25 protein-coding genes are annotated in these 24,590 nt (G+C 59.8%); 12 read left to right on the forward strand and 13 right to left on the reverse strand.

The window, feature by feature from the left end; translation table 11 throughout:
- Window positions 1-14: 14 nt before the first annotated feature.
- On the forward strand, window positions 15-860 hold the full coding sequence (locus LOL23_RS11765) for a hypothetical protein (protein ID WP_237173631.1): 846 nt from the start codon (window positions 15-17) through the stop codon (window positions 858-860).
- Window positions 861-1,051: 191 nt separating this feature from the next.
- On the opposite strand, the gene LOL23_RS11770 is transcribed toward LOL23_RS11765, so the two are convergent.
- The 6 genes from LOL23_RS11770 to LOL23_RS11795 form a co-directional block, all read right to left on the reverse strand.
- Window positions 1,052-1,453, reverse strand: a complete 402-nt coding sequence (locus LOL23_RS11770; protein ID WP_160981176.1) for a hypothetical protein — start codon at window positions 1,451-1,453, stop codon at window positions 1,052-1,054.
- A 40-nt stretch (window positions 1,454-1,493) separates the two neighbouring features.
- Window positions 1,494-1,691 (reverse strand): hypothetical protein, encoded by a 198-nt coding sequence (locus tag LOL23_RS11775; RefSeq protein WP_202411778.1) that lies wholly within the window; start codon window positions 1,689-1,691, stop codon window positions 1,494-1,496.
- Between the two features lie 360 nt (window positions 1,692-2,051).
- Window positions 2,052-3,707: a sulfatase-like hydrolase/transferase gene (locus LOL23_RS11780; RefSeq protein ID WP_237173632.1), complete on the reverse strand. Its 1,656-nt coding sequence runs from the start codon at window positions 3,705-3,707 to the stop codon at window positions 2,052-2,054.
- Window positions 3,708-3,877: 170 nt separating this feature from the next.
- Complete coding sequence (locus LOL23_RS11785; RefSeq protein ID WP_160981172.1) at window positions 3,878-4,864, reverse strand: Bug family tripartite tricarboxylate transporter substrate binding protein; 987 nt, start codon at window positions 4,862-4,864, stop codon at window positions 3,878-3,880.
- 42 nt (window positions 4,865-4,906) lie between these two features.
- The gene (locus tag LOL23_RS11790) at window positions 4,907-5,911 is read right to left on the reverse strand and encodes an NADPH:quinone oxidoreductase family protein (RefSeq protein ID WP_237173633.1); all 1,005 of its coding nucleotides are present in this window, start codon (window positions 5,909-5,911) and stop codon (window positions 4,907-4,909) included.
- Window positions 5,908-7,101, reverse strand: a complete 1,194-nt coding sequence (locus tag LOL23_RS11795; RefSeq protein WP_237173634.1) for a CaiB/BaiF CoA transferase family protein — start codon at window positions 7,099-7,101, stop codon at window positions 5,908-5,910. The genes LOL23_RS11790 and LOL23_RS11795 overlap by 4 nt, the downstream gene beginning before the upstream one ends.
- A gap of 97 nt (window positions 7,102-7,198) precedes the next feature.
- On the opposite strand from LOL23_RS11795, the gene LOL23_RS11800 reads away from it, so the two are divergent.
- The 7 genes from LOL23_RS11800 (at window position 7,199) to LOL23_RS11830 (ending at window position 12,680) form a co-directional block, all read left to right on the forward strand.
- On the forward strand, window positions 7,199-7,528 hold the full coding sequence (locus tag LOL23_RS11800; RefSeq protein WP_237173635.1) for a hypothetical protein: 330 nt from the start codon (window positions 7,199-7,201) through the stop codon (window positions 7,526-7,528).
- A complete protein-coding gene (locus tag LOL23_RS11805) occupies window positions 7,519-8,676 on the forward strand; it encodes an acyl-CoA dehydrogenase family protein (protein WP_237173636.1) in 1,158 nt (385 codons plus the stop codon). The genes LOL23_RS11800 and LOL23_RS11805 overlap by 10 nt, the downstream gene beginning before the upstream one ends.
- 29 nt (window positions 8,677-8,705) lie before the next feature.
- Window positions 8,706-9,773: a hypothetical protein gene (locus tag LOL23_RS11810; protein WP_237173637.1), complete on the forward strand. Its 1,068-nt coding sequence runs from the start codon at window positions 8,706-8,708 to the stop codon at window positions 9,771-9,773.
- A 44-nt stretch (window positions 9,774-9,817) separates the two neighbouring features.
- Window positions 9,818-10,969, forward strand: a complete 1,152-nt coding sequence (locus tag LOL23_RS11815) for a CaiB/BaiF CoA transferase family protein (RefSeq protein ID WP_160981158.1) — start codon at window positions 9,818-9,820, stop codon at window positions 10,967-10,969.
- Between the two features lie 139 nt (window positions 10,970-11,108).
- On the forward strand, window positions 11,109-11,765 hold the full coding sequence (locus tag LOL23_RS11820; protein ID WP_237173638.1) for a TetR/AcrR family transcriptional regulator: 657 nt from the start codon (window positions 11,109-11,111) through the stop codon (window positions 11,763-11,765).
- A gap of 174 nt (window positions 11,766-11,939) precedes the next feature.
- Window positions 11,940-12,272 carry a YMGG-like glycine zipper-containing protein gene (locus tag LOL23_RS11825; RefSeq protein ID WP_237173725.1) on the forward strand — a complete coding sequence of 111 codons (333 nt, stop codon included), beginning with the start codon at window positions 11,940-11,942 and terminating at the stop codon, window positions 12,270-12,272.
- Between the two features lie 30 nt (window positions 12,273-12,302).
- Window positions 12,303-12,680 carry a hypothetical protein gene (locus LOL23_RS11830; protein ID WP_202411776.1) on the forward strand — a complete coding sequence of 126 codons (378 nt, stop codon included), beginning with the start codon at window positions 12,303-12,305 and terminating at the stop codon, window positions 12,678-12,680.
- A 16-nt stretch (window positions 12,681-12,696) separates the two neighbouring features.
- Here LOL23_RS11830 and LOL23_RS11835 read toward each other — a convergent pair whose 3' ends face one another.
- Window positions 12,697-14,232: a TAXI family TRAP transporter solute-binding subunit gene (locus LOL23_RS11835; protein WP_237173639.1), complete on the reverse strand. Its 1,536-nt coding sequence runs from the start codon at window positions 14,230-14,232 to the stop codon at window positions 12,697-12,699.
- A 2-nt stretch (window positions 14,233-14,234) separates the two neighbouring features.
- Window positions 14,235-15,431, reverse strand: a complete 1,197-nt coding sequence (gene gltS, locus LOL23_RS11840) for a sodium/glutamate symporter (RefSeq protein WP_160981152.1) — start codon at window positions 15,429-15,431, stop codon at window positions 14,235-14,237.
- A 232-nt stretch (window positions 15,432-15,663) separates the two neighbouring features.
- Between gltS and LOL23_RS11845 the strand changes: the two genes are divergently transcribed.
- A complete protein-coding gene (locus LOL23_RS11845; RefSeq protein WP_160981150.1) occupies window positions 15,664-16,635 on the forward strand; it encodes a glycosyltransferase family 2 protein in 972 nt (323 codons plus the stop codon).
- Between the two features lie 26 nt (window positions 16,636-16,661).
- On the opposite strand, the gene LOL23_RS11850 is transcribed toward LOL23_RS11845, so the two are convergent.
- The gene (locus tag LOL23_RS11850) at window positions 16,662-17,051 is read right to left on the reverse strand and encodes a GtrA family protein (protein WP_160981148.1); all 390 of its coding nucleotides are present in this window, start codon (window positions 17,049-17,051) and stop codon (window positions 16,662-16,664) included.
- Between the two features lie 82 nt (window positions 17,052-17,133).
- Here LOL23_RS11850 and LOL23_RS11855 point away from each other — a divergent pair, with 82 nt between their 5' ends.
- Complete coding sequence (locus tag LOL23_RS11855) at window positions 17,134-17,913, forward strand: ChbG/HpnK family deacetylase (RefSeq protein ID WP_160981146.1); 780 nt, start codon at window positions 17,134-17,136, stop codon at window positions 17,911-17,913.
- A gap of 98 nt (window positions 17,914-18,011) precedes the next feature.
- On the opposite strand, the gene LOL23_RS11860 is transcribed toward LOL23_RS11855, so the two are convergent.
- The 3 genes from LOL23_RS11860 to LOL23_RS11870 all read right to left on the reverse strand — a co-directional run bounded on the left by LOL23_RS11860 (window position 18,012) and on the right by LOL23_RS11870 (window position 20,788).
- A complete protein-coding gene (locus LOL23_RS11860; RefSeq protein WP_237173640.1) occupies window positions 18,012-18,992 on the reverse strand; it encodes a Bug family tripartite tricarboxylate transporter substrate binding protein in 981 nt (326 codons plus the stop codon).
- A gap of 55 nt (window positions 18,993-19,047) precedes the next feature.
- Window positions 19,048-19,512: a MaoC family dehydratase gene (locus tag LOL23_RS11865; protein WP_160981144.1), complete on the reverse strand. Its 465-nt coding sequence runs from the start codon at window positions 19,510-19,512 to the stop codon at window positions 19,048-19,050.
- Between the two features lie 64 nt (window positions 19,513-19,576).
- Window positions 19,577-20,788, reverse strand: coding sequence for a CaiB/BaiF CoA transferase family protein (locus LOL23_RS11870; protein ID WP_160981142.1), 1,212 nt, complete (start codon window positions 20,786-20,788; stop codon window positions 19,577-19,579).
- Window positions 20,789-20,987: 199 nt separating this feature from the next.
- On the opposite strand from LOL23_RS11870, the gene LOL23_RS11875 reads away from it, so the two are divergent.
- On the forward strand, window positions 20,988-21,881 hold the full coding sequence (locus LOL23_RS11875) for a LysR family transcriptional regulator (RefSeq protein ID WP_160981140.1): 894 nt from the start codon (window positions 20,988-20,990) through the stop codon (window positions 21,879-21,881).
- Window positions 21,882-21,911: 30 nt separating this feature from the next.
- Here the strand turns inward: LOL23_RS11875 and LOL23_RS11880 are convergent, their stop codons facing one another.
- The gene (locus tag LOL23_RS11880; RefSeq protein ID WP_237173641.1) at window positions 21,912-22,667 is read right to left on the reverse strand and encodes an IclR family transcriptional regulator; all 756 of its coding nucleotides are present in this window, start codon (window positions 22,665-22,667) and stop codon (window positions 21,912-21,914) included.
- A gap of 330 nt (window positions 22,668-22,997) precedes the next feature.
- Between LOL23_RS11880 and LOL23_RS11885 the strand changes: the two genes are divergently transcribed.
- On the forward strand, window positions 22,998-24,563 hold the full coding sequence (locus LOL23_RS11885) for an acetolactate synthase large subunit (RefSeq protein WP_160981245.1): 1,566 nt from the start codon (window positions 22,998-23,000) through the stop codon (window positions 24,561-24,563).
- Window positions 24,564-24,590: the final 27 nt, after the last annotated feature.

Below are 24,590 nucleotides of genomic sequence, written 5' to 3' on the forward strand. Positions count from 1 at the left end.
TTGAACGAAATGATATGTTTTATGAACTAATTAACTCAAATAATACAACGGGACTGCATATACTTGTCCATACCAAAGCTAAGGACAAAGGATCAATGATGAAATCGTCAAAGTCATTTCTTCTCTTCGGTGCACTGTTGGCGGGCATGGCCGGCGGTATACCCGCTTACGGCACGAGTAGCCATCACGGTATCGCTTCCGACGCGGGCAAAACCCTGACAGGCGTCAATGCACCCTTCGACATCGTCCGCACGACAATCACCACTGAGGGCAATGTTGCCACCTTCCAAATGGCCGTATCCGGGAGGGCCGGTGAGACGAAGCCCGCCGCCACGGGCAAGTTGGCTGGCAGTACGGTTTTCTCCTACGTCTGGCCAACCAGCCTGGACCCATCCGTCGTCGGTTTTGCGCCGAAAGCGGGCATTCTTGCTTTTGCGGTTACCGCGCATCCCGATTTTGATGACACACCGCTGTTCGATGAGAACGGCGATGGAAAACTGGACAACGATGGCGACCTTTGGCATTCGCATTGGGTGGTTCTGCAACCGGATGCGGCCTGCGGAAAGGACGCCTTGAAAGTCGTGGACATCCCCGACGGCAGTAAGCCGAGCCTGCCCAAGACCTGGCCTGGATTGCCCATCCTGATTGACAGCCCGGGATGGGCGCCGGTATTCAACGCGCAAACGGTAGCGGTGCGTGTGCCTTTCGATGATATCGGCGTTATCAAGGCAGGCAGCTTCGACGGGGTGACCGCCGCGCTGCGAGTCAATGCCAGCATGCATACGCCATTGCTGTGCGTAGCCAACGTCTTCAAGGTGGCGTCGGGTGATCTGTCCCTACCCGGAAAGGTAAATCAGTGATGTACGGGCGTGCTGTGGGCCGCACTAATGTCACTGCATTGAGCCCCACCGGCATTTTGCCGTGCTGTGGCAGCGCTGCTGCTGTGCATGCAATTTGCGGGTCCGACGGGCGCTTGCACTGCATGAGGTAAAGCCGCTACGGGCACGGGTGCCGGGCATTGAGGCTCCCGTGCCTGGGCAGCCGTTCGTGTTCAATGCTTCGGCGCCGGCTCCGTGACTTTGTCTGCATACTTGACAAGTATGTCACCCATCGCGCGCATCATCTCCCCATGCATCTGCATCGCTGTCTTGCGATCCAGGCCGGTGTCCATCGCGGCGTGGCAACCGCCCATCATGCCCGCCATACCGCTATTCATCATGTCACCCATACCCCCACCCATCATGCCCCCCATGCCTCCGCCCATCATGCCTCGCCCCATCATCCCGCCGTCCATCATGGGGCCACCGGGCTTATGCTGAGGGGCTGCTTGATCGCTGGACATCCCCGAGGAAGAAGGGGTTTGGCCCTGCGCATGCGTTGCCGCGAGGCTTGGCATGCCCGCACCCAACGTCAAGGCAGCGAGGGATGCAATAAGAATGGCTTTGGTATTCATAGCGATCTCCTGATCGTGAGATGTAGCACTCGGCAGCCTACTACTTGCCGAAGAGGTATTTGATAAGTGCTGCGATGGTGAGGACAAGTACGGCGACAATGAGCAGCCAGAAAAGTATCATCAGCCACATCATCCCGCCCATCATTGAGCCGTCTGCAAAGTGCGCGTGTGCCTGGCCGGGCATGATCGCCAACGCAAACCAGACCAAGGGAGCGTAGGCGTGGACAAGGTTTTTCATGATCAGCAGCCTCTATGTTGAACGGGCGGGTATGGCTTATTGATATGCATGGCTGTAGTGGGGCAGGTGATGGTAGACGCCAGAACAGTCGATCCGTTCGTGGAAAGTTCCGTCCGAAGGTGTCAGTGGCCCAGTGGGTGCCTGGAAACTTCAAACAGAACTAGCATAATCCTTCTTGTTGTTGGAAGGTCAAGTGTGCCGTGCCTGATTTTCGGCATCCGCGCCACAACGCCACTCGGAACGGGCTGCCGCCACATATGACTACGCTGGTTCGAGCAACCTGGGCGGGTGGGGCGATCAGCGCGCTGCAGCCGCCGGGGGGGCGTAATACGCAGGGCGCCGGGTGATGCGCACATCCGCCTACTCCGAGAGCTGCCGATCATCCACAGCCATCATCATGACGGGGCTGCCGAAATAACCAAAGGGGCTGCCGTAGCTGAATCCGCTCACTGGGGTGCCGGGGTTGAACATCGAGCCGCTGAAGATATTCGGGGCTGAATCCGTGCGGTAGCCCATGTAATTGAGCAGCGTAGGCGGGACGTTGAAGTGCGAGAGGCGGCCATAATGTGCATGCGTGCTTTGTGCCAGATCCGCATCGGGGTAATTGGTGAATGCGATCAATGGCACCAAGCCCTCGCCCTTGTAGGGCTTGCTCGATGCGGTGCAGTGTGTGGCGCCAGGCTGATCGGCCAGGTTCTGGCCGTGATCCGACGTATAAATGACTACGGTAGGCATATTCAGGTCGAGTTGCAGCAGTTTCTTGAGGAAGCGTTCGGTCTGCCATTCGACTGCCTTGGCGTACTCTTGGCGTTCGTTGTTGGCGGCGATGTAGTTTGATGTGCGAATCAGCACATAATCTTCCGGATAGTTCTTGCTGTACGGAAAGTGTGCTCCTTTTTTGAGGATGATGGAAAACGTCTTGCCGGGCGCTTGAAGAAAAGGCATGGCGTCCAGGATCTGTGCATCGTGCGGCAATGACATGACCGGGATGTTGGCGGTCAGCATATTTAGCTCAGCTTTGTCAAAATGGTTGTGGCCGTTGCCGTCACCCTGTGCATCGAGCAAGTACCGTTCAAAGCCTGCGTTGGCGGCATAGCTCCAGATCAGCGCGTGACGATGCAGATCAGAGGCAATATGGCTGGGCCGCGGGCCTTTGCGCAGGATCAGGTTGCTGGCTGAGCTGCAATTGTTGCCGGCAAGCGTGGGGCCGAAGTCATAGGCGTTCCAAGGGCTGCGTGTGCTTTGCATGATGGCCCTGAGCCGTTCGCCATTCATGAAGTCAGACCGTATGCTTTCGTCGATCACCAGTACGATGTTCCGGTCGGCTACCTGCTGCGCCGGCAGCATGGCTGTTGTGTAGAGATACGGTTGGCGCTCGCGGTCGCGGTCGAAATATGTGGCCGCGTGCAGGCCATAGGCTGCGACGGTGCCCGGCAGCAAATGGGTTACTGCGCCTTTTTTAGCCACGCATACCGCCGTGACGAGCGCAACTGATATCAGCAGCATCGCCAGCGCCTTGGGCGCCGCGCGGGAGGCGGGGGGCATCAGGCAAAACCCCGCCAAGAGCATCGTATGGCGCAGGAGGGTGTAGGGCGAGGCGGTGGCGTATTCCGCCAGGGCGTCAGTGGTGTTGCTGAGCGCGTGCTGCAGAACAATGTAATCCGAGTACATCAACGCATGCCCGGACACAACGTAGAAGAAATCGGCGAGCATGGATGAAAGTGTGAGGGCGGCGAAGAGCGCCCATTTGAGGACGCCGCGGCAGCGGGCAGCGTACAGATATAGAAGAACAATGAGCAGCCAGCTCGTGAGGACCAGCATGGCAAGCGCAATGTTTTTAATGAGGTCGGGCGTGCCGAACAGCCGCTGGATTTGTATCAGGATGAAGGGGCGTTCCATCGCGCAGGCCGCTACGATGAGCCATTCGGCCAGCCGCCACGCGCGCAAGCCCGATAATATATCCCCGCGCCCAAGCGATACCCCGAGCGTGCTGGCAGCCAGTGTCTGCCGCTCCATGTCCTATCCCCCGCAATTTTTGACACTTATTGTGCGGGTCATAAACATAGCTGGGCATCCGACGAATGGCGGTGCTGATTTGGCGGAGTGGGAGGGATGCCCGGTCCCTCCCACCCATATACAGATACAAGCCCCCGCGCATGCGGGTTTGATCAAGCTGCGGCGATATCTCAGTTGCTCGGCTGCATATTTGCTTGCTTCATGACGTCAAGCCACGTATTGCGTTCTTTCAGGGCAAACGCGGAGAACTGCTGCGCGGTTAGCTGGCTGGGCATGACACTGAACTTCTTCATGCGCTCTAGCGCGGCGGGTGTTGCGGAAGCCTCGCGCATCGCTTTGTTGAAGGCATCGATGATCTTGGGGTTGGTGCCCTTGGGTGCCCAGACGGCGTACCATGCGGTGACGTCGAAGTTGTCCAGGCCCATTTCTTCCGCTATCGTCGGCACGTTCGGCAGCTCAGGCATGCGTTTCTGGCTGGATACGGCAAGCGCCTTCAATTTGCCCGCATAGATCTGAGGCATAACGCTGGCAGCAGTTGAATACAGTAGATCCACATGGCCGCCCATCACGTTTGTCAGTGCCGGTGCTGTTCCGCTGAACGCTACATGCGTCATATCCAGCTTACCCTGCAATGCAACGCGTTCGCCGGTCAGGTGGGGCAGGGAACCTTGTGCGCCCGATGCGTAGGTGATGTTCTTGGTTTTTGCCGCGGCGACGACATCCTTGAACGTTTTGTACGGCGCATCGGCGCTGGTAACGACAATGATAGGCGCGGAGCCGAGCAGGCCAACCGGCACAAAGTCTTTCACCGGATCGAACGGCAAGTTCTTGAACATGCCGTCGTACATGACATGCTGCGAGGTATTGGCTAGCAGCGTATAGCCGTCTGGGGCAGTGTCGGCCACGCTGCGCGCGCCGATAGTGCCGGCTGCACCTGGTTTGGGATGAACGACGATAGGCTGGCCGAGCAGCTTCGCAACGTCATCGATAATCACGCGTGCGAACGTTTCAGTTGTTCCACCCGCCTGATAGGGAATAACCAGGGTGATTGGGCGTGTTGGGTAGGCATCTTGGGCACTGGCGGCCGAGACCACGCCCATCAATGCGGCTATGCCTGCAATTCGGGCAAGGCTGGCTGAAGTGATACGTTTGAACATTGTTGTCTCCTTGTTTGAATTCACGTTTGGTTGAAGTTGGTTTTATTCGTGCGGATGCATGACCACTCTTCCGATCACATCCCGTGTGGTGAGCATTTCCAGCGCCGAGCGAAAGCGGGACAGCGGCAATACGGCGTGGGCTCGCGGCTTGATTTGACCCTCGCGCACCCAATCGAAGATCTGGGCGTAACCTTCGCGCAATCTGGCATCATTGCCCGCGCGCGGAGCATGGCGCCCCCAGCCGAAGTAGTACCCCCAGTAAACGCCTAGAACGCTGATGTTCTTGACCAACGCGATATTGGCGGGAATGCTGGGGATCGTGCCGCTGGCAAAACCCATAGGGATGATCCTGCCTTCCGGGGCGATACATCGGAGCGAGGTGTCGAACGTGGCGCCGCCCACGGGGTCGTAGATCACATCCGCGCCGCGCTGGCCGGTCAGGTTCAGGACCTCCGTTCGCCAGTCTGTATCGTGGTAGTTGATCGCGTGATCGGCGCCGTGCTCTCGCACAATAGATTGTTTGGCCGCCGAGCCTGCAACCGCGATTACTTTCGCGCCCAGCGCCTTGGCGACCTCGACCGCCGCCAGGCCGCTGCCGCCTGCCGCCCCATGCACCAGAACGACCTCTCCGGGCTCGACTTGCGCGCGCCACTTCAGCGCGCCATACGCGGTGCCATAGATCGTTGGCAACTGTGCACCGGCGTCAAAACCGATATCGTCGGGCAGATGGAATACAGTTGTTTCAGGCGCGACGACCTCTTGCGCATAGCCGCCTGACTGAACGCCTGCGATCACCCGATCTCCAGGTCGAAAGCGCGACGACGCGCCGTCCACCTCGACAACGGTGCCGGCGATCTCGGTGCCCGGTATAAGCGGGAGAGGCGCGCGATTCTGGTGTTTCCCTTCCATGACCAGCAAGCTTGCGAAGCTTGCCGCACATGCGTCCACGCGGATACGCACCCCGCCGGGAAGCATCGCGGGGGCGGCGATCGTTTCCAGTTTCGCCACGTCGGGCCCGCCATAGCGACGACAAACCACAGCCTTCATGATCCAGCTCCCGCAGCGGTGTTTTCAGCGAGAATCGTTGCGATGTCCGCATCGCTGAAGCCTGCTTCAGTCAGAACTTCCTCGGTATGTTCGCCCAGACGCGGCGCATGCCGTGTGGAACTGGGCTGTGTGCGCGACCAGGTGCTGGTTTTAGCCATGGTTCGGATGGTGCCTTCGGATGGGTGATTGGTGGTGGCGAAGAACCCGGATGCCGCCAGATGTGGATGCGTCATCAGTGATTCCATTGTTTCGATTTTGGCGACGGGGATGTCTGCCGCCTCCAGCAGCGCAATCCACTCTTCCGTGCCGCGCTTTACCAGTATCTCGGACACAATGGCGTACAGCGCTTCCAGGTTGTTTGTGCGATCCGCCATCAGCTTGAAACGCGGATCCTCAATGATTTGCGGCTCGCCGACAGCCGTAAAAAATGTCTTCCACTGTCTGTCTGTCAACACCATCATGGAAAGAAACCCATCGCGAGTCTGAATAGGCCGGCGAATCTCGGCATAACGCCGGAAAACAGGCGGCCCGAGCGGCGGCTCGAAGGTCAGGCCCGCCATATGGTCGGCCAGCACCAGCGAGGCAAGGGATTCGAACATAGGTACTTCAACATGCTGGCCCTGGCCGCTTTGCGCGCGATAATAAAGCGCTCCCAACGCCGCGTTGGCTGTAAGGATTCCAGTGATGCGATCCGCGATGGCGATGGGCGCATAGCGGGCGGCCGCGTGTGCGGGCCGCAGCGACGCAATGCCGGCCGCGGCCTGAATGAGATCATCGTAGGCGGGCTTGTCGGCGTAGGAACCATCGCTGCCGTATCCAACGATGTTGACATAGATAATTTCCGGATTGACGTCAGCAAGATCGGCGTACGACAAACCCAGGCGCCTCATGGCTTTGGGGCGCGCATTACAGACGAAAACGTCGGACATGGCCGCCAGACGCTTGAAGGCCGCACAACCTGCCGGCGACTTCAGATTGAGAACAATACTGCGTTTGCCGCGGTTGGTATGCAGAAACATGGCGCCCATGCCTTGATTGCGGGCCGGACCGATATCGCGAATGCTGTCGCCCTCGGGGGGCTCCACCTTGATGACATCCGCCCCCATGTCGCCGAGAATCTGGGAAGCGACGGGCCCCGACAGGGCTGTGGTCAGATCCAGAACCCTGACGCCATTCAATGGTCCGCTCATATCGTTGAACCTCCTTCTGTGCTTGCCCGCTGATGTATGCGGAGGACGATTGCGTTACGCAGCCCGGCGAGAGATGCGCGGCACGCTGGATCGCGTCATGACGAAGCACGGCATAACAGCCCAGAACCTGATGACTCATGGCGCGGCCTCCCATATTGCTAATCTGCGCGCCCGTTCATCGAGTCACCTTCATCAAGTTACTCTGATCGACATCCTCGCTTTGAGATACTACGCAGTATCATATATTTATTTTGAAATTGCAATTCGACCAATAACATCCATTACTCATGGTGTGGATGAGGTTTTATTCTTAAGCTCTATGCTTGACATAAACAAGATACTGAGTAGTATGTTGTCTGGTCTGGGCAATTCCACGCATGGGATTCTGCACACTGAAAATACTGAAAGGGAGCTTCAATGGCCGTAATATGGGAACCGCAACTGGACGAGGACGCGGTGCAATGGCGCGATATCGCGCGGGGCTTGGGCGCAAAGTACTTTCAACCGCTCGCGCATGCCATTGATCAGGATCAGCGCTATCCGGTTGAGCATCTTGAGCCTTTACGGCAGTCGGGTGTTTCGGGCATGTTCCTGCCCAAGGCATATGGCGGCGGCGGCAGCTCATTGACGTCGCTTGTAGCGGCGGTCGAAGCAATTGCCGAGAGTTGCGGTTCCACAGCGGCCATAATGGCCGCCCTTTCCCTGGGTGCCTTCCCCGTGCTGCTGGGCGGCAGCGAACAACAAAGGCAAGTGCTGCTTGGCGGTCTGGCACAAAATGGCGAGGCAGTGAACTTCGCTTTGAGCGAGCGGGATGCCGGCTCCGACGCCGCGGCCATTCAAACCACTGCCGTGCGGGAAGGCGATATGTGGCGCATCAAAGGGGAAAAGTGCTGGCTCGGCAACGGCGGCCATTCCAGGCACTTCATTGTCTTCGCAAAAACGGCAGACCCAAGCGTGCGCGACAATATCACCGCATTCTGGGTGCCGCGCGATACGGAAGGCGCGGTCGTCGATTTCTATGAAGACAAAATGGGTATACGCGGTACAACCACCACCAACTTCAAGGTCGACGTTCGCGTACCGTCGTCGAGCATTGTGGGCGAGGTGGGCGGCGGCTTGCGCTTGGCATTGTCCACCTTGAATGTGGGCAGGATCGTCGTTGCCGCGCAGGCGATGGGTATTGCACTGTGCAGCTACCATGCCGCCGTTGAATTTGCGTCGTCGCGCAAAACCTTCGGGCGCGCCATTATCGACCACCAGGCCATAGGCTTCAAACTGGCCGACGCCGCGACGCAGTTATCTGCCGCGCGCATGATGCTCTATGAGGCCGCCAAAGCCTATGACAACGGGCAAGATGTCCGCACCCTTGGCGCCATGGCCAAGCTGTTCACCAGCGAGGTCGCGCATAGCGTGTGCGACGCCGGCATGCAGACGCTGGGCGGCCGCGGGTATGTCAAGCCCAGCGCGGTCGAGCGATGCTACCGGGACCAGCGCATCACTGAAATCTACGAAGGCACATCGGAGATTCAGCGCGTGGTAATTGCGCGGGCAATCAAGCAAAATGCCTTGTCCTGAGGCCGCTGTACAGCATCGAGGAATGAGAATTGAACACTGATCACATCACCGACGAACCTATACAGGCATGGCGCGCCGTCGCAGAGCTTTACCACGCGTACTTCACTGGCACAGTGCTGTATGTTTCCTCCCGGCATGGGGCCGCAAACGCCGCCGAGCTTGTCTATGAAGTCTTTTGCCGCCAGCGTCGCGAGCGATTCCTTGCGGGGCTGGAAAAGCTCGGCCTCGCCAAGCTGCCCCATGCTGTCGCGGCGGCTCAGTACCATTATCTATCGAACCATATTGGCGGGGTTGCGGTGGAGTACATGTATGAGTCGGAGCAGAAGGCGTGGATCCGCTACGCGGCCCCGCGTTGGATCTGGTCTGGCACGGCATTATGCGGGATACCGCCGGAAGCCTCTCGCGCCATGCTGGCGGGATGGCATGCCCAGAATGGCGTCATGCTCAAGAATCCGAGGCTGGGCTTCGTCTGCACCAAGCAAACCGTGGACGGGCAGTCGGGGCTGGAGGGCTATTACTACGAGTACGATCGCGATCTTGCGCCGCATGAGCGTTTACGTTTCGCACGCGACGAGGACGCGCCTGATTTCGATCCCGAGAAAGCGCCCCGGCTACCCACGGATCAATGGCCAACAGCCAGGTTGGCCAAAGCGCACCGCAACTACGCAATGGAATATATGCGCTCCGTGTATCCGACCGCCTTGCAGCTTTGGGGGCCGGACGAGGCCGCCCACCGCTTGCGCACGATAGGGAAAATGGTTGGCATGCAGTTCTATCATGAAACCGCGCGAGGGCTGGGCGGCGCATATACAAGCGACGCCAAGGGGTTTGCAGGCTTTGTCGCCGATCTGGCCCGGGCGCATGGCGACGAGTGTGGCGTAGAACGCCTGGCGGACGGTGCTTATGAAGTCAGCCAGAAGGGTTGGGCCTTCAGGAAAGGGCTGAACGAGTATCACCCTGCGCTGGGCGGCGCATGGAATGGCCTTATGGAGGGCGCCGCATACGCCCATAACCGGCGGCTTCAGATCGATTATTCCGCGCCGCTGGGTAACCAGGAAAGCGGGCCGATCTGGCGGATACGCAACAACGGTGGCTAACAAAGCCAACACGAAAACCGCAAACTAACTAACGTCTTACTGCCATGAATACTCAAAAACAGACCTTGGGCGCCCTGGCCGGGTTGAAGGTTGTGGACGCTTCCAGAGTGCTTGCCGGCCCGTTTGCCGGCCAGATTCTGGGCGACCACGGCGCGGCTGTGATCAAGATCGAAAGCCCCGAGGGCGACGAGTGTCGCGGCTTCGGCCCACCCTTTGTAAATGGCAGCTCTGCTTACTTCAACGCAGTCAACCGGAATAAGCGCAGCGCCATCCTGGACCTGGGCGAGCAGGCGGATCGCGACCGGCTGTTTTCACTGCTGGAAACGGCGGATGTGCTCATCGAGAACTTCAAGCTGAGCACGCTGCAGGCATGGGGCATCGATCATCCGTCATGGTTCTCCCGCCAATATCCACGGCTCATACATTGCCGCATCACCGGTTTTGGCGATGACGGGCCCTACGGGGGGCTGCCCGGCTATGATGCCGCCGTTCAGGCTATGGCTGGCCTGCTTTCCATCAATGGCGATGTAGACGGCGAGCCGGTGCGCCTGGGGGTTCCTGTCGTCGATCTGACAACAGGTATGAATGCCGCCATGGCGGTGCTGCTGGCCTTGCAGGCCCGCCACCGGACGGGGCGCGGGCAGATGGCGGATGTCAGCCTGTACGACAGCGCGGTGTCAGTGGCCCATCCTTTCCTGACCAACTACCTGCATTCTGGGAAAGTCCCAGGGCCGTCCGGAAATCGGCACGCGAACATTGTTCCGTATAACGTCTACAAAACCAGTACAACGCCGTTGTTCGTCGCGGTTGCCAACGACAGGCTGTTCATCAAACTGTGCGGGCATCTTCAAGTGCCCGCATTGCCGCAGGATCCGCGGTTCAGTACCAACCGCGCGAGGGTTGAAAACCGGGAGGCGCTGGAGGCCGAGCTGTGTGCCGCATTCGAACGCATAGATGGCGAAGCGCTTGGGCCCATGCTGCTCGCCGACGGCGTGCCGGCCGCGCCGATTCTGGATATAGAAGCCGTTGCCAATTCCCCGCACGCGCAGTTTCGGAATATGATTGTCCGCACCCCCGGCTACACCGGGCCGGGCATCCCCATCAAGCTCGCGGACACGCCGGCCAGCATACAGCGTCCGCCTCCTGCGTTGGGCGGCACCAGCCTGGCGGGCAACGATGATGTTTTTGAAACCTGATCAAACCAGCGCGCAGCATTTTCCACCGCCGCTGCGCGGGCGGGGCGCCCTGTTCGGGTAATGCCGATTGTGCAGAGTGTTTATAGCTATACTGGCCCCGCCAACCCCGTTGTCTTGCAAACACTGCGAACAAAACACCGTGAACCTTACCTCCGAACTTGAAAAATGGGTGGATATCGACTACGAGAATCTGCCGCCCATTCAGCTCAGCTTGCTTGATGCAGCGGCCAAGGCATTTACAACATACGGGTTTAGCGCCGCATCCATAGATTTGATCGCAAGCCAGATTGGCGCTACCAAAGGCAGCGTCTATTATCACTATCGCAGTAAGATCGATCTTTTCTTTGCGGTACACAAGCGCGCGATGCTCATGAACCTGAAAGCTCAGGTTCCCATCGCTACGGACAACACGCTCGATGCCAAGGAAAAACTGGATCGCATGGCGCATTCCCACGCCAGGCTGATGATGGATACGCTTTATTATCAACGCGTCACGGTGCAGGGTGTTGAACTGCACCAATCTGTCAGCACCACCCCCATGGAGCGCGAAGCGCTGGCAGAGGTCATTGCCATGCGCGACGCCTACGAAAACTTGTTTATCGATGTTATCGGAGCGGGCATTGAGCAGGGCCAGTTCGCTGCGATCAATGCCTCGCTTGCCGCAAAAGGCATATTGGGCATGCTGAACTGGATCACGGTCTGGTATCGCCCCCGTGAAACCGAGCCCGCCGACTTCAGGCGGCGCGTAGCCGATCAGTTATCCACGCAAGCCATCAAAGGGATTTTGGCGGATTGACCTGGATACGGCTTCGCAGCCCTTGAATCCTTGATGTGATTTTGCCCAGCGGCAGTCGCTCAACAGCAATATGCCTGATTGCAAGTTTGTTACATCCCCGCACAGATAAAAACAGCTGGCAGGTCACCCTGCCAGTAGCCTTTGCTCGACGGTCATTTTCTGGAGAGCAATAAAATGATTACCCGAATTCTGCTGCCTGCCGTACTCGCGCTTGCGATATCCGGGGCGGCTCACGCCGGTGGTTCGACGATTGTCGGCGGCGCGCTGGGTGGCGGTGTTGGCGCCGCAGTGGGCGAGTATGTCGGTGGGCGTGATGGCGCAATCATCGGCGGCGCGTTGGGCGGCGGCGTGGGCGCCGCGGCCGGCTACGACTATGGCGAAGAGCGGCCACGCTACGTGCGGGAGCGCCGCCACCGCCATCACCATCATTACCGGGAGTGGGATGACGATCGCCGAGGTCGCGGCTACTTCTGCCCCCCCGGGCAGGCAAAGAAGGGCCGTTGTTAAAAGCCCACTCGGCCATTACAGCTTGGTTACATGCAACTCAATGATTGTATCGAAGTGGTTCACGGCAAATGCTGTGGCCACCATGACAATGTAGGGCGGGTGCGCGCCTCTTCTGTTGGTGCTGGCGCCCGCTATTTTTTGGAGCTATTAAGCATGGCAAGTAAATTACTAGCGGTTATGGTTGCGTCGATCGCATTGGGGGCCGGTTCGGTCGCGCACGCTAAACAAGGAAACGGGCATCCGGGCGGCAAGTCTGGTAGCTCTATCAGCCAGCAAGGGCTCTTTAATACCAACGGCCCAAACGCCACTGATCGGTTCAAAGGCCGTGAGCGAGCCGCTGACCGCAAGACGATCGAGCATACGAACAAGGGCGATCGCGGACATCGGTACGGAAAGTCCAAGCGTTAAGACATAGCGGTGCGGCCTACTGTGCGCGCGCCGCACCGTCCTGCTTGATCTGCCCGGGCGGTTCCACGTTTTGTGCCGCAGATGCTTCGCCTGCCAAGCCGTCCAGCGCCCGGGCAGCTGCCGCGTGCATGGGCACAGACATGCCGATGCGGCTGGTGGAGACCGATATTTGCGCGCCCTGTGTGCTGCCCAGGGCAGAGTAGTCGCGCCCAGGGGCGAAAATGTTTTGGGTCAGGGCGGTGATTTCCGCATCGGAGAATGCCGTATCGGTGAGCAGTAGAGCAGCGGTGGCGATGGTGTGCACATCATCGTTCTGCCCAGGGTAGGTGCCGCGTGCCACGGTGTAGGGAAAGTAACCCTGCCGCGCGCCGACCAGTGTGTGGATGGCCGTTTCTGAAAGCGGCAGCATGCGCAGGGACATGTCAGTTTGTGCTTCGCGGATGGCGTCGGCCGGTGTGCCGATGACTTGCATGACAGCATCGGTCTGGTTGTTCTGTAGTGCCTGCAGGGCGCCACCTATGGTCAGCGCTTCTGCAATGATGTCTTTCGGTTCCAGCCCGTGGGCGGCCAATACACGCAGCGCCGTCGTGCGCGAGGCGGCGCCTGTTTCTCCGATGGCGACGCGCTTGCCGCGCAGATCCGCCACTTTCTTCAGGCTGCTTTCAGCGCGCACCAGGATGTGCATGGGCTCTGGGTACAGGCTGGCAATGCCGCGCAAGGCGACCTGTGGCCCCTGGTCTTTGAACACCCCGGTGCCCTGGTACGCATCCAGGGCCGCGTCGCCCTGAGCAAGTGCGATGGGTACTTTTCCAGAGCGCAGCAGCCTCAGGTTTTCTTCGCCGCCGCGTGTGATCAGCGGAACCGCGCGCGATCCCTTTTCTCCGAACAGCGCTTGTGCGACGCGCAGGTACTGCCCATGCTCCGCGCCGGCGGCAATGGCGTAGCCGTCTGAAACCCTTGCCAGGCGGGCCCGTATACTTGCTTGTGCGGCAGCGAGTTCTTCTTCGATTGCGGCATGCTGCTCTGGTGAGGTGTCCCGCGGAAATGATTCGACTGCGCGGCGCAGTGCGGCCAGCAAGGCATTGGTGCGCTCTGTATAGCCGGTTGCTACGCCCGGCGCGATGGGCGGCTGATAACCCGCCGGTACGATCAGTGTCCAGGTGTTGTTTTCTTCGCGGTATAGTGCGGTGCCGTGGGCGCGGATGACGTCGCCGGCTTTGTTGCCGCCCGCTCTAATGCCCTCAATACCTTTTGGGCCAGCGCCTAGCGCCGATACCAGCCCGGCGATACCGGGTGCATTCCAGGCGCCAAAATCGATGTCGCGCAGCAATTTGAGCTCTGCGTCGAAGTACACAATACGGCGGTTTTCCCCGGCGGGTGCGCGTGTATCGCGTTGCGAACCGCGCCGGATGAGGCTCGTTAGATCAAGCACGCCGGCGGGCAAGGCATGCTCCAGGCGCGTGTCTACGCCTGTGCGCAATGCTTGCACGTCGGGGCCGCCGCCGCAGGCGGCAAGAAAAATGAGAATCAGGCTGGCAAGCAGGGCGCGCATCTTCAGCCTCCGATGAATGGCAGTGCCAGCAGGCCGGTCAACACAAACGCATTCATGATGTCCACGAAAAAAGCGCCGGCTAGCGGTGCGATGAGATAACTGGTGGGCGCCGGCCCATGCTTGGCCACGATGGCTTGCATGTTGGCCATGGCCGTGGCGGTGGATCCCATATTGAAGCCGATAAACGCCGCCGACGTGACTGCGGCTTCATAATCGCGCCCCATGAAACGGAAGCAGACGAAGACAACATACAGGACGATCGCCACGACCTGGGCCGCGATGATGACCAGGAAGGGGCCGGCAGACAGCGCAACCTCGACCAGGTTCAGCGTCATCATTGTCATCACGAGAAACAGCGACAGGCAGACATTGGCGATCAGGTCTGAGGCCCGGTCGTCGAAGCGCATGCCTGTGAAAGGCAGCAGATTGCGGATCGCGATCCCGATCAGCATGCACCAGAGAAAGGCGGGTATGGTCACCGCGCCACCGGAGTAGCGCTCGGCCAGCCACTGGCCGATGATGACTGCGGTGAAAATACCCGCCAACGCCCCCAGGGCGCCGGTGGTGCTGATGGGAGCGGCCGTTTCGTGATATTCGTGCGTATCGGAGGCCTGCTCGGCCGTTGATCGAAGCTTATGGCGGTTGATCAGGTACTGCGCCACGGGGCCCCCGATAAGGCCGCCGATGATCAGGCCTATGGTGGCGACGGTCATGGTCAGGTCCATGACCATCTGCAGGTTGTTGATCTCGGCAAAGCGGTCGGCATACGCGGCGCCGGTGCCATGGCCGCCCACCAGGGTGATAGAGCCAGCCACCAGCCCGAAGATGGGGTGCAGATCGAGCAGCTTCGCCACACCCACGCCGACCAGATTCTGAACCACGATAAAGGGCAGCAGCACGAGCAGGAAAATCAGCAGCGCCTTGCCGCCGCGCTTGAGCTGGCGAAGATCCGCACACAGGCCCACGCCGCTGAAAAACATCAGCAGAAGAACCGGTTTGATGGATTGCTCGAACGAGATCTGGAAATCCGCGGACGCCAAGGCGATTGCGGCCGCTATGGCGAAGATTAAGCCGCCAGTGATCGGATCCGGGATGTTGTAGCGCGAAAGAAACGGTACCTTGCGATTGACGATGGTACCGATCAGCAGCATAGCGATGGCCGCCAGTAGCGAAAGCAGGGGTGGGACGTTGAGGCTCATTGTGGTGCGTGTACGGCTGCGAAAAGGTGGTACGGCGCTTTGCCTGGCCGCGGCAGCATTTTACGTGCCAGGCTGTGCGTTGTTTATATGCATGTATCATTCATGACACATTGACAGGATGGGTGTGTGCGCCATAATTGCCGCCTAATTACCGCGTTGCCACCATGTCTTCGCGTGCCATAATAGGGTAAATCAGGCAGTGCCCGCCGGGTCTGTTCAAAATTAGAAATATATGCAGCAGCCATCGTCAATCAGTTGCGTTATTCCGTGCCTCAATGAAGCGGCAAGTCTGAGGGTTCTGTTGCCGGAACTGGTCGCATTGCTGGGTACGCTCGCGCCCCGCTTTGAAATCATTGTTGTCGACGACGGCAGTACCGATGCAACGCATGCCGTGCTGGCCGAATGGGCGAGCCGCCAACCCGAAGTCGTCTGTATTCAGCTTTCCCGCAATTTTGGTAAAGAGGCTGCGATCAGTGCGGGCCTGGAGGCCGCGCAAGGCCAAGTCGTGGTGCTTATGGATGCCGATTTTCAGCACCCTCCCGCCTTAATCCCCGCCATGGTCGAACGTTGGTCTCAGGGCGTCGAGATGGTGTATGCGGTGCGCGCATCGAGGGCCGATGAAACAATCTTCAAACGGCTAGGCACCCGCTTGTTCTACCACATGCTGCGTACATCGGACGGCTTGCACGTGCCCGAGAACGCTGGCGATTTTCGCCTGATGGATCGCGTCGTGGTAGACGCCTTGATGGCGCTTCCTGAGCGCACGCGTTTCATGAAGGGCCTTTTTGCATGGGTCGGCTTCCGTTCGGAGCCTATGTATTATTCGCCCCCTGAGCGCCTGCACGGTCAGTCGCATTTCAAGGCACTGAAGCTGTTTCGTCTTGCGATGGAAGGGCTCACGGCGTTCACAACCTGGCCCTTGCGCCTGCTGAGCCTGGTTGGCCTGTGCTTGGCCCTGCTGTCGTTCACCTATGGTTTATATATCGTGTTGGCACATTGGTTGTATGGTGATCCGGTGCAGGGTTGGGCGACATTGATTACACTCATTTTGTTCTTCGAGGGCGTGAGCCTGCTTTCGGTAGGCGTGGTGGGTGAGTACATTGCCCGCATATTCGGTGAGGTCAAGCATCGCCCGCTTTATGTGGTGCGGCACAAATCCGGCGAGGGGCTGGGCGTCTCGTCGTCGAGCGATTCGCGCAAGTAATCTGGGCGCCTGCGCGCAGTTGGTGTCTAAGGCCTGTGATGAAACGCCCAGAAGCGCCCCAGGACGAATGTCATGGCGGCGATGCCGATCAGAATCATAGCCAGCAGAATGTCGTAGCGGATTGGCGTGATATTGAGCAGAAAAGCATACGAGGCTTCGTTGACGGCGAAGCCTAGCGCCGACACCGCGAAGAAGCGCCTGGCTGCCGTGCGTATGGGCGCTTTACCGTGCCGGAAGGTCAAGTGATAATGTCCTGTAAACGACACAACAAACGCCGCGAGCCAGCCGGCAATGTTGGCGATCAGCGGCGTCAGGTGTGCATAACTCACCACCAGCACAGCGGTGAGCCAGTGTGTGGCAGATGCTGCGCAGCCAACTGCGACGAACCAGCCGAGCTGTCCGATAAGGTGCCGCATGTGAACGTTTCCAGTAGAGGTTAATGTGGGCAATGATGCCGGCTGCGGCAAATTCCTGACAATTTGTGCCGATGATTTCGGCATGAATCCGGCTATCGACGAGGCTATTTTACGGTTGGCGGAGCTGGGGCGCCTGAGCGCAGCCAGCTGTATGCCGTACGGGCCGTCCTTTCGCAGCCATGCCGACGCACTTTCCACGTCGGGCCTGCAGCTTGGCCTGCATCTTAACTTTACCGAAGCCTTGAATGGCGAAGGCCTGTATCGGCCCTTGCCGTGGCTGATTGCCGCCGCGTATGGGCGGCGCCTGGATGCGGCAGCGGTGGAGCGCCAGATCGTACACCAGCTTGATGCATTCGAGGAGGTGCTGCGGCGAGGCCCGGATTTCATCGATGGCCATCAACATGTGCACCAGTTGCCCATCATTCGCGATTGTCTGCTGCGCGAGCTGGTGCGCCGCTATGCGGTCGCGGATCGGCCTTGGTTGCGATCGACCATCGCTGCGGCGCAGCCGGGCGTACCATGGCCGCTGCGCGGCAAGGCGCTCGTGATCCAGATGCTGGGGGCGCGTCGGTTTGCGCGGCAGGCAGGTGCACGCGGCTTCACGCTCAATAAAGGGTTTCTCGGTGTATATGGTTTTTCTGGCGGCGAAGCAGCCTACCGCCGGCTGCTTGCCTGTTGGCTGCGCGCGGCCGGCGATGGCGCGCTGTTGATGTGCCATCCCGCGACGGCGGCGGCCGATGACGACGTCCTGGGCGCCCAGCGGGTGGCCGAATTCAGGGTGCTCGCCGGCGACGGTATGGCGCAGCTTTTGCGAGACACAGGCTTCTCGCTGGCGCGGCCAGACGGCTTTCGATTTCCCTAACACCCTTCTTTCCATTTCGGAATTGTGGGGTGCGCCGCCCTTGCCGCGGCGGCAGTTTGACGCCCACCCTCAAGGCCGAGGGCATGAGCGTCGATTGATCAATTGAGCTTGACCCCTGCGGATGCGATCACGTCGCCGAGCCGTTTGGTTTCGGCGACGATGTACTGTTGATACTCCTGGGGCGTTGCGCCCAGGGGTTCGGCGCCTTGGAGCTTCAGCTGTGCGCGTACTGTATCGGTTTGCAGCGCCTTGCGGATTTCGCTGTTCAGCCGTGTCACGATGGCGGTGGGTGTGCCGGCGGGGACCATAATGCCTTGCCACGCACCCATTTCAAAGCCGGGGATCACGGTTTCGGCGATGGTCGGGACGTCGGGTACGGCGGGGTTGCGGGCGATACTGGTGATGGCCAATGCCTTGACGCGTTTTTCTTTGATGAAGGGCAGCGAGTCGTTCAAGGTGTTGGCCATGAACTGGACTTGTCCGCCGACCAGATCAGTCAGTGCGGGGGCGCTGCCGCGATAGGGGATGTGCGTGGCATCGATGCCTGTAGTTTGATTGAAGAGAAATGCGCCCAAGTGGGTGATGTTGCCGGCACCCGCCGAGCCGTAGGAAAGCTGTTGAGGATGCTTGCGGGCATAGGCAACGAACTCTTGCACAGTGCTGGCCGGAACGGATGGGTGCGTTAGCAGCACCATCGGGATGACGGCCGTGGAAGACACCGCGTCGAAATCTTTCAGTGGATCAAATGAAAGTTGTTTGTATAGCGCAGGCGCCAGAGCGATCGATGAGGTGTTGTACAACAATGTATAGCCATCGGCGTTGGCTTTAGCGGCGGCGGCCATGCCGATGGTGGCGTTGGCGCCAGCCTTGTTTTCAACAACGATGGGCTGCCCTAACTGATCGCCGAGATGTTTTGCCAGCACGCGAGCGATTAGGTCTGTGGGCCCGCCGGGCGGGAAGGGCACGATCATGTTCATGGCTCGGGACGGCCACTTGGCCTCCTGTGCCATGGCGGCGGGGCCCGTCGTCATGGCCAGTGCGGCCAGCGATACAAAAAGCATTTTTCGTATGAGTTTCATTGTTGTCTCCTTCTTCCTTATTGTGGGTTGCGTTCTTTGCAGGGTGTCGTGCAGCCTAATCCGGCCTGCCGGCCAGCATGCGGGTGACGGTGTAGGTCATGACGTCCTGGCCATGCTGATTCTTGACGTCGACGCGTGATCCGACAATGGCTCGGTTGTTTTTCGATGTAGGCCGCACGGACAGAATTTCCACCAGGGCATGGACGGTGTCGCCCACCATGACAGGGGCGATCATTTTTTTATGCACCTCCAGCAGTGCGAGGCCTGTGCCCTGAACCATGCCTTGCATAAGCAACCCTTCGATCAGCCCATAGGTAAGCGCGCCCGGGACAGGCCGCCCTTTGATCGCGCCGCTGGCATAGGTGGTGTCGATGAATATCGTCTCCAGCATGCCGGTTGTGCTAATGAAGTTGACCAAATCGGTTTCGGTGATGGTGCGGCGAAAAGTCTGGAAGCGTTGGCCGGCGTTCAGATCCTGCCAGTAATAACCTAGGCCGAGTGTGGGAGGGGTATCGTGCATGCTATATCCGAGAAATGAAAAGCGAGTCAGTAAAGTGTCAAGGGCACTGGATGGCGTCCAGTAATCAGAGTTTCGCGTGGTGCTTCGCGGCGCCGCTGCGAAGCAGGTTGTCGATCGTGTCGGCCGACAGCCCCGCTTCGGCAAGAACTTCACGGGTATGTTGGCCCAGGCGTGGCGGCATGGCGACAGGGACCACTGATTGCTCCATCCGCACAGGGTTGCGGGTGAAGCGGTATGTATTCTCTTGCGGGTCGCGCAGGTCGACGAAGAAGTCCACGCTTTTCAGATGTGCATCTCGCTCCAGGTCTTCCAGCGTGTTCACGCGTGTGGCGGGGATCTCGTGGTCCGCAAAGAAGGCCAGCCATTCGGCGCTGTCGCGCTCTCGCATGAGCGTGCCGGTGATTTCGTAAAGTGCATCGATGTGCTGGGTGCGCGCGGAAATACTCGTGAAACGCGGGTCATTGGCCCATTCCGGATGCCCTGTGCCGGCAAAGAAGCGCTGCCAGTGGGTATCGGTATACGGCATGATGCACAGATAGCCGTCGCGGGTCTGGTAGGGGCGGCGCCAGGCCGAGAGCAGGCGCGGGTACCCCGCGGGTTCGCCGGCGTCGACCAGATGGCGGCCATAGAAATGTTCCACCAGGGTGTACGAAGCCATGGATTCGAACATGGGTATCTCGACGAACTGCCCCTGGCCGGTTCGTTCGCGTTGAAACAGTGCGGCCAGGATGGCATGCGCGGCAACCAGACCGCAGGTTTTGTCTGCGGCGATGGTGGGCAAGTAGCGCGGTTCGCCCGACTGACGAGCGACAATATCTGCAATCCCGCTCAGCCCCTGTATGGTGTCGTCGTATGCCGGATCGCCCGAATAGGCGCCGCCGTTGCCGAAGCCGTGCAGCCCGGCGTAAATGAGCCGTGGGTTGCGTGCGCGAACCGTGTCCGCGTCCAGGCCAAGCGCAGCCATTTTTTGCGGCCGGACGCTGTGCATCAGGACATCCGCGCTATCGATCAGCGACAACAGTGCCTCTCTGGCCGACGCCTTCTTCAGGTCCAGAACAATGCTGCGCTTGTTTCGGTTGATGCCCAGAAACACAGCGGACATGCCTGTTTCCAGGGCCGGGCCGGTATTGCGCGTGGAGTCGCCGGCCGGCGATTCGATCTTCACTACATCGGCGCCATAGTCGGCCAGAATCTGTGAAGCATAGGGGCCGAACACAACCGAGGTCAGATCAAGAACCCGGATGCCGCCTAGCGCAGCGGTTGTAGAAGACAGCATGTGGTTTTCTGCTCCGGCCAGGCGATCAATGCGCTCCGGCTATTGTCGTGGCGCGCCTAAGGGGCGCCGGTGATGGCCTGCGGATGCGCGACTCGGCTGTTGTGCACTGCAGCCCCGCTTCCAGATGGATTTTCTGAGCATATCCAATCGACTCATAATGGTCTAATATTGTTTATCAATTGATCGATACATAAATGTTATGTCTGTAAGCCTGCGCCAGCTCCAGCAGCTCATTGCCATTGCCGAAACGGGTACCTTCCGCCGCGCGGCGGAACAGTTGTTCATTGCACAGCCGGCGTTATCCGTGTCGATACAGCGGCTGGAGCAAACCGTGGGTACGCCGCTGTTTGTGCGCGGTGCGCGTGGCGTGTCCTTGACGCCCGCCGGGCATGCCATGCTGGACGATGCGCGCATAGCCATCCACCATGCCGAGCAGGCCTGCAGGGCGGCGAGGATGGTGGCCAGTGGCGAGGGCGGTACGCTGCGGCTTGGTTTCGTGGGGTCGGCCACGTATACGCTGCTGCCGCCGGCGCTCAATGCATTTCGTGAACGCTATCCGGATGCTCGTCTGGACCTGCGCGAAGGGAGTACGGTCGAGCTTATTGAATTGATTCACAGCCGTGAACTGGACGCCTGTGTGGTACGCGGCCCGATTGCAGATGATCCGCGGCTGGGCGCGTGTATTCTCCAGCGCGATGATTTGGTGCTGGCCGTGCCGGCCCAGCATCCCCTGGCCGCGAAGCGCGATGTACAACTGGCTGATTGTCGAGGCGAGAATTTCGTGATGTATGACGCCGTCAAGGTGCCTGGCCTGTACGGTGTTGCGCTGGCGCTCTGCTATGCGGCGGGCTTCACGCCCCGCATCAGCCAGGAAGCCATACAGGTACAGACCCTGGTCAGCCTGGTGGCGAGCGGCATGGGCATTACCTTGGTGCCCGGCGTAACGCGGGCCTATCCAACTGCGCACGTGCGTTTCATAGAACTGGCCGACGTCGGTGCACACGCATGCCTGTCTTTGTCGCTGGTTGCAAAGCGCGATGCGCCGACGCCGTTGGTCGGGCGTCTTCGCGATATTTGCCTGCAATATGCCTGACGCCGCCGGCGGTCTGGTGCATGCGGCCGTCTACGTTGAATCCTGCCCGGATGTGGAGATGCGCGCACTGATCTTCGCTGCTGTGCTGGTGGCCAGCTCCGCCAGGTAATCTTCATTGAATGCACGATACCGTTCGCGTTGGGCAAGCAGGGTGATACTGCCCAGCACGCGCTGCTGCTCATCGAAAATCGCCGCCGCAACGCCGCTGAGATTGACGTCGGCTTCGCCGTGAGTGATGCAATAACCACACTTGCGGATATCGCGCAGAGTGCGTGAAAAATGCTTCCAGTCTGAGCCCAGGCGCTTCAGTTGCGCGTTGCCTTCGTGCTCGTCGAAGATGCGTCGCAGCTTGCGCGGCGGTAGATGAGCGAGGATGACCCGGCCAGTCGCATTCTGGAACAAACCCATTGCCTTGCCGCGCCCGAACTTCAGCTTGAACGGATCCCCGCGCGATTGTTGGTGAACACTGACGACAGAGTCGCCGTAGAGCTGGCTCAGCAATATGTCCATGCCTGTCTTTTCAACGATCTCAACCATGAGGTCGCGGCTGCCCGCGACGAGCGGATCGTGGTCGCGCATCAGCAGGTCGAGCTCGATGATGCGGGGGCCCAGCGCATATCCCTTGGGGAAGCGGGTGAGCAAGCCGGCATCGCACAACTCCTTGATGTATCGGTAGGCGGTGGCCGGCGCGAACGCCAGCTGCGCGCAGATTGATTCCGCGTCGACGACGGATTGTTCGGGGCCGAACAGATCAAGGATCTGGAGCATGCGGCGGAGACTGTTCATGGTGTTTTTTATTTGACGAGCGAGAACATCATAGCCCGAGGGGCAGGGCGAACCGGATCGCCGCTTGCGTGACCTGCTGAGCGCGTGCGGAACGCATGACGGTAGGGCTGTTCGAAAATTCTGCATATTTATCCAATATCGGTATTTTCCATTAGATTTGCTATTTTTACACCTATACTATTTACGTAATTATCAAATTACGATAATCTTGCTAAAAATTAGATCAGATAAGAAGTGCCCCGGAATGGAGTGATTATGGAAGCGAAGGCAGTCGTATCAGTTGGCTCGGACGCGACGCGCGAGCACGAAGGTGAACGGGCGGGCGAGCAGATGGGTGGGTGCGCGCAAAGCGGCGCCGGCGCCATGCTTGGTGCACTGGTGCAGTCCGGCGTATCGGTCTGCTTCGCAAACCCTGGCACGACGGAGCTGGATTTTGTGCGGGCTGCGCAGGCCCACCCTGAAATGCGGTGTATTGTCGGTTTGCAGGAAAACGTCTGTACCGGCGCGGCCGACGGGTATGGCCGCATGCGCGGTAAACCAGCTGCAACGCTGCTGCATCTGGGGCCCGGCTTTGCCAATGGCATCGCTAATCTGCACAATGCGCGCCGCGCCCGCACGCCCATCGTCAACTTGATCGGCGATCACACCAGTTGGCATCTGCCTTACGATGCGCCGCTGTCCTCCGATATTGAGTCACTGGCGAAGCCCGTATCGGGTTGGGTGCATCGCGTCGCGAATGCGCAGGACATGGCTGCGTCGGCACATCAGGCCGTCGCGCAAAGCCGGGCGAACGGCGGGCAAGGCGCTACCCTGATTGTGCCGGCGGATTTCCAGGCGGCGCAGTTGCCGCACGCGCCACAAGCGGTTCGTCTGGTGGAAAAAGCCGCGCCCGCGGTTACGCGGGCACACATCCAGGCGGTGGCGGCGCGCTTGCGCGCGGCGCGCAAGCCCTTGTTTCTGTTGGGAGGCGGGGGCGAAACCGCCGCGCTGAGCGCTGCGGGGCAAAAGCTCGTTGCCCGCCTGTGTGCTGCATTGGGTGCCAAGGCTTACGCGGAGACATTTCCGTCGCGCGCCGAACGCGGGCAGGGGCTGCCCGATTTTGACAGGCTGCCGTACTTCCCTGAGCCGGCGCGTGCCGTACTCGACCTCGCCGATATTGTTGTGCTGGTAGGTGCGTTGCGGCCGATTACCTATTTTGGCTATGAAGGCCAACCCAGCCAGATGGTGGAAGATGCACGCCTCCTTACGCTGGCGGGGCCGGGCGAAGATGCGGTGGCAATCCTGGAAGCCGTGGTCGAGGAGCTTGGCGCCGCGCAATATGCCGCCTCCGAAGCGCCTGTGATCGCGCCGCAGGCGGGTCCGCTCGATGCGCGTAATGCCTCGGCCACGCTTGCGCGCATGCTGCCAGAGGGTGCGATTGTTTCGGTGGAAGGCGGGACGTGCGGCTACCCGTTCTATGCCGCATCGGCGGCCGCCCGGCCGCATACCGCGCTTACCAACACGGGCGGTGCGATTGGGCAGGGCCTTCCTGTTGCTATGGGGGCGGCTATAGCCTGCCCAGACCGCCGTGTCGTGGCGCTGCTGTCCGATGGCAGCACGCAATACACCATACAGACGCTCTGGTCGCTGGCCCATGAAAACCTTCGTGTAACGGTGCTGATCGTCGCCAATCACCAGTATGCGGTGCTGCGCAATGAGTTGCGCCGCGACGGCAAGGCGCTTAGCCCGAGCGCAACGCAGATGACGGCGCTGGATCACCCGCGTATCGATTGGGTGGGCCTGGCCACCAGCTATGGCGTCGGCGCGGTACGGGTGGAAAGCGCCGAGACGCTGTCCGATGCGCTCGAGCGCGCCTTTGCCGTGGATGGCCCGATGCTCATTGAAATGAGCATGTAGGGTGTCGGCACACAAAACATCGGTACA

Source organism: Paracandidimonas lactea (assembly GCF_021653995.1).
GTDB classification, from domain to species: domain Bacteria; phylum Pseudomonadota; class Gammaproteobacteria; order Burkholderiales; family Burkholderiaceae_B; genus Allopusillimonas; species Allopusillimonas lactea.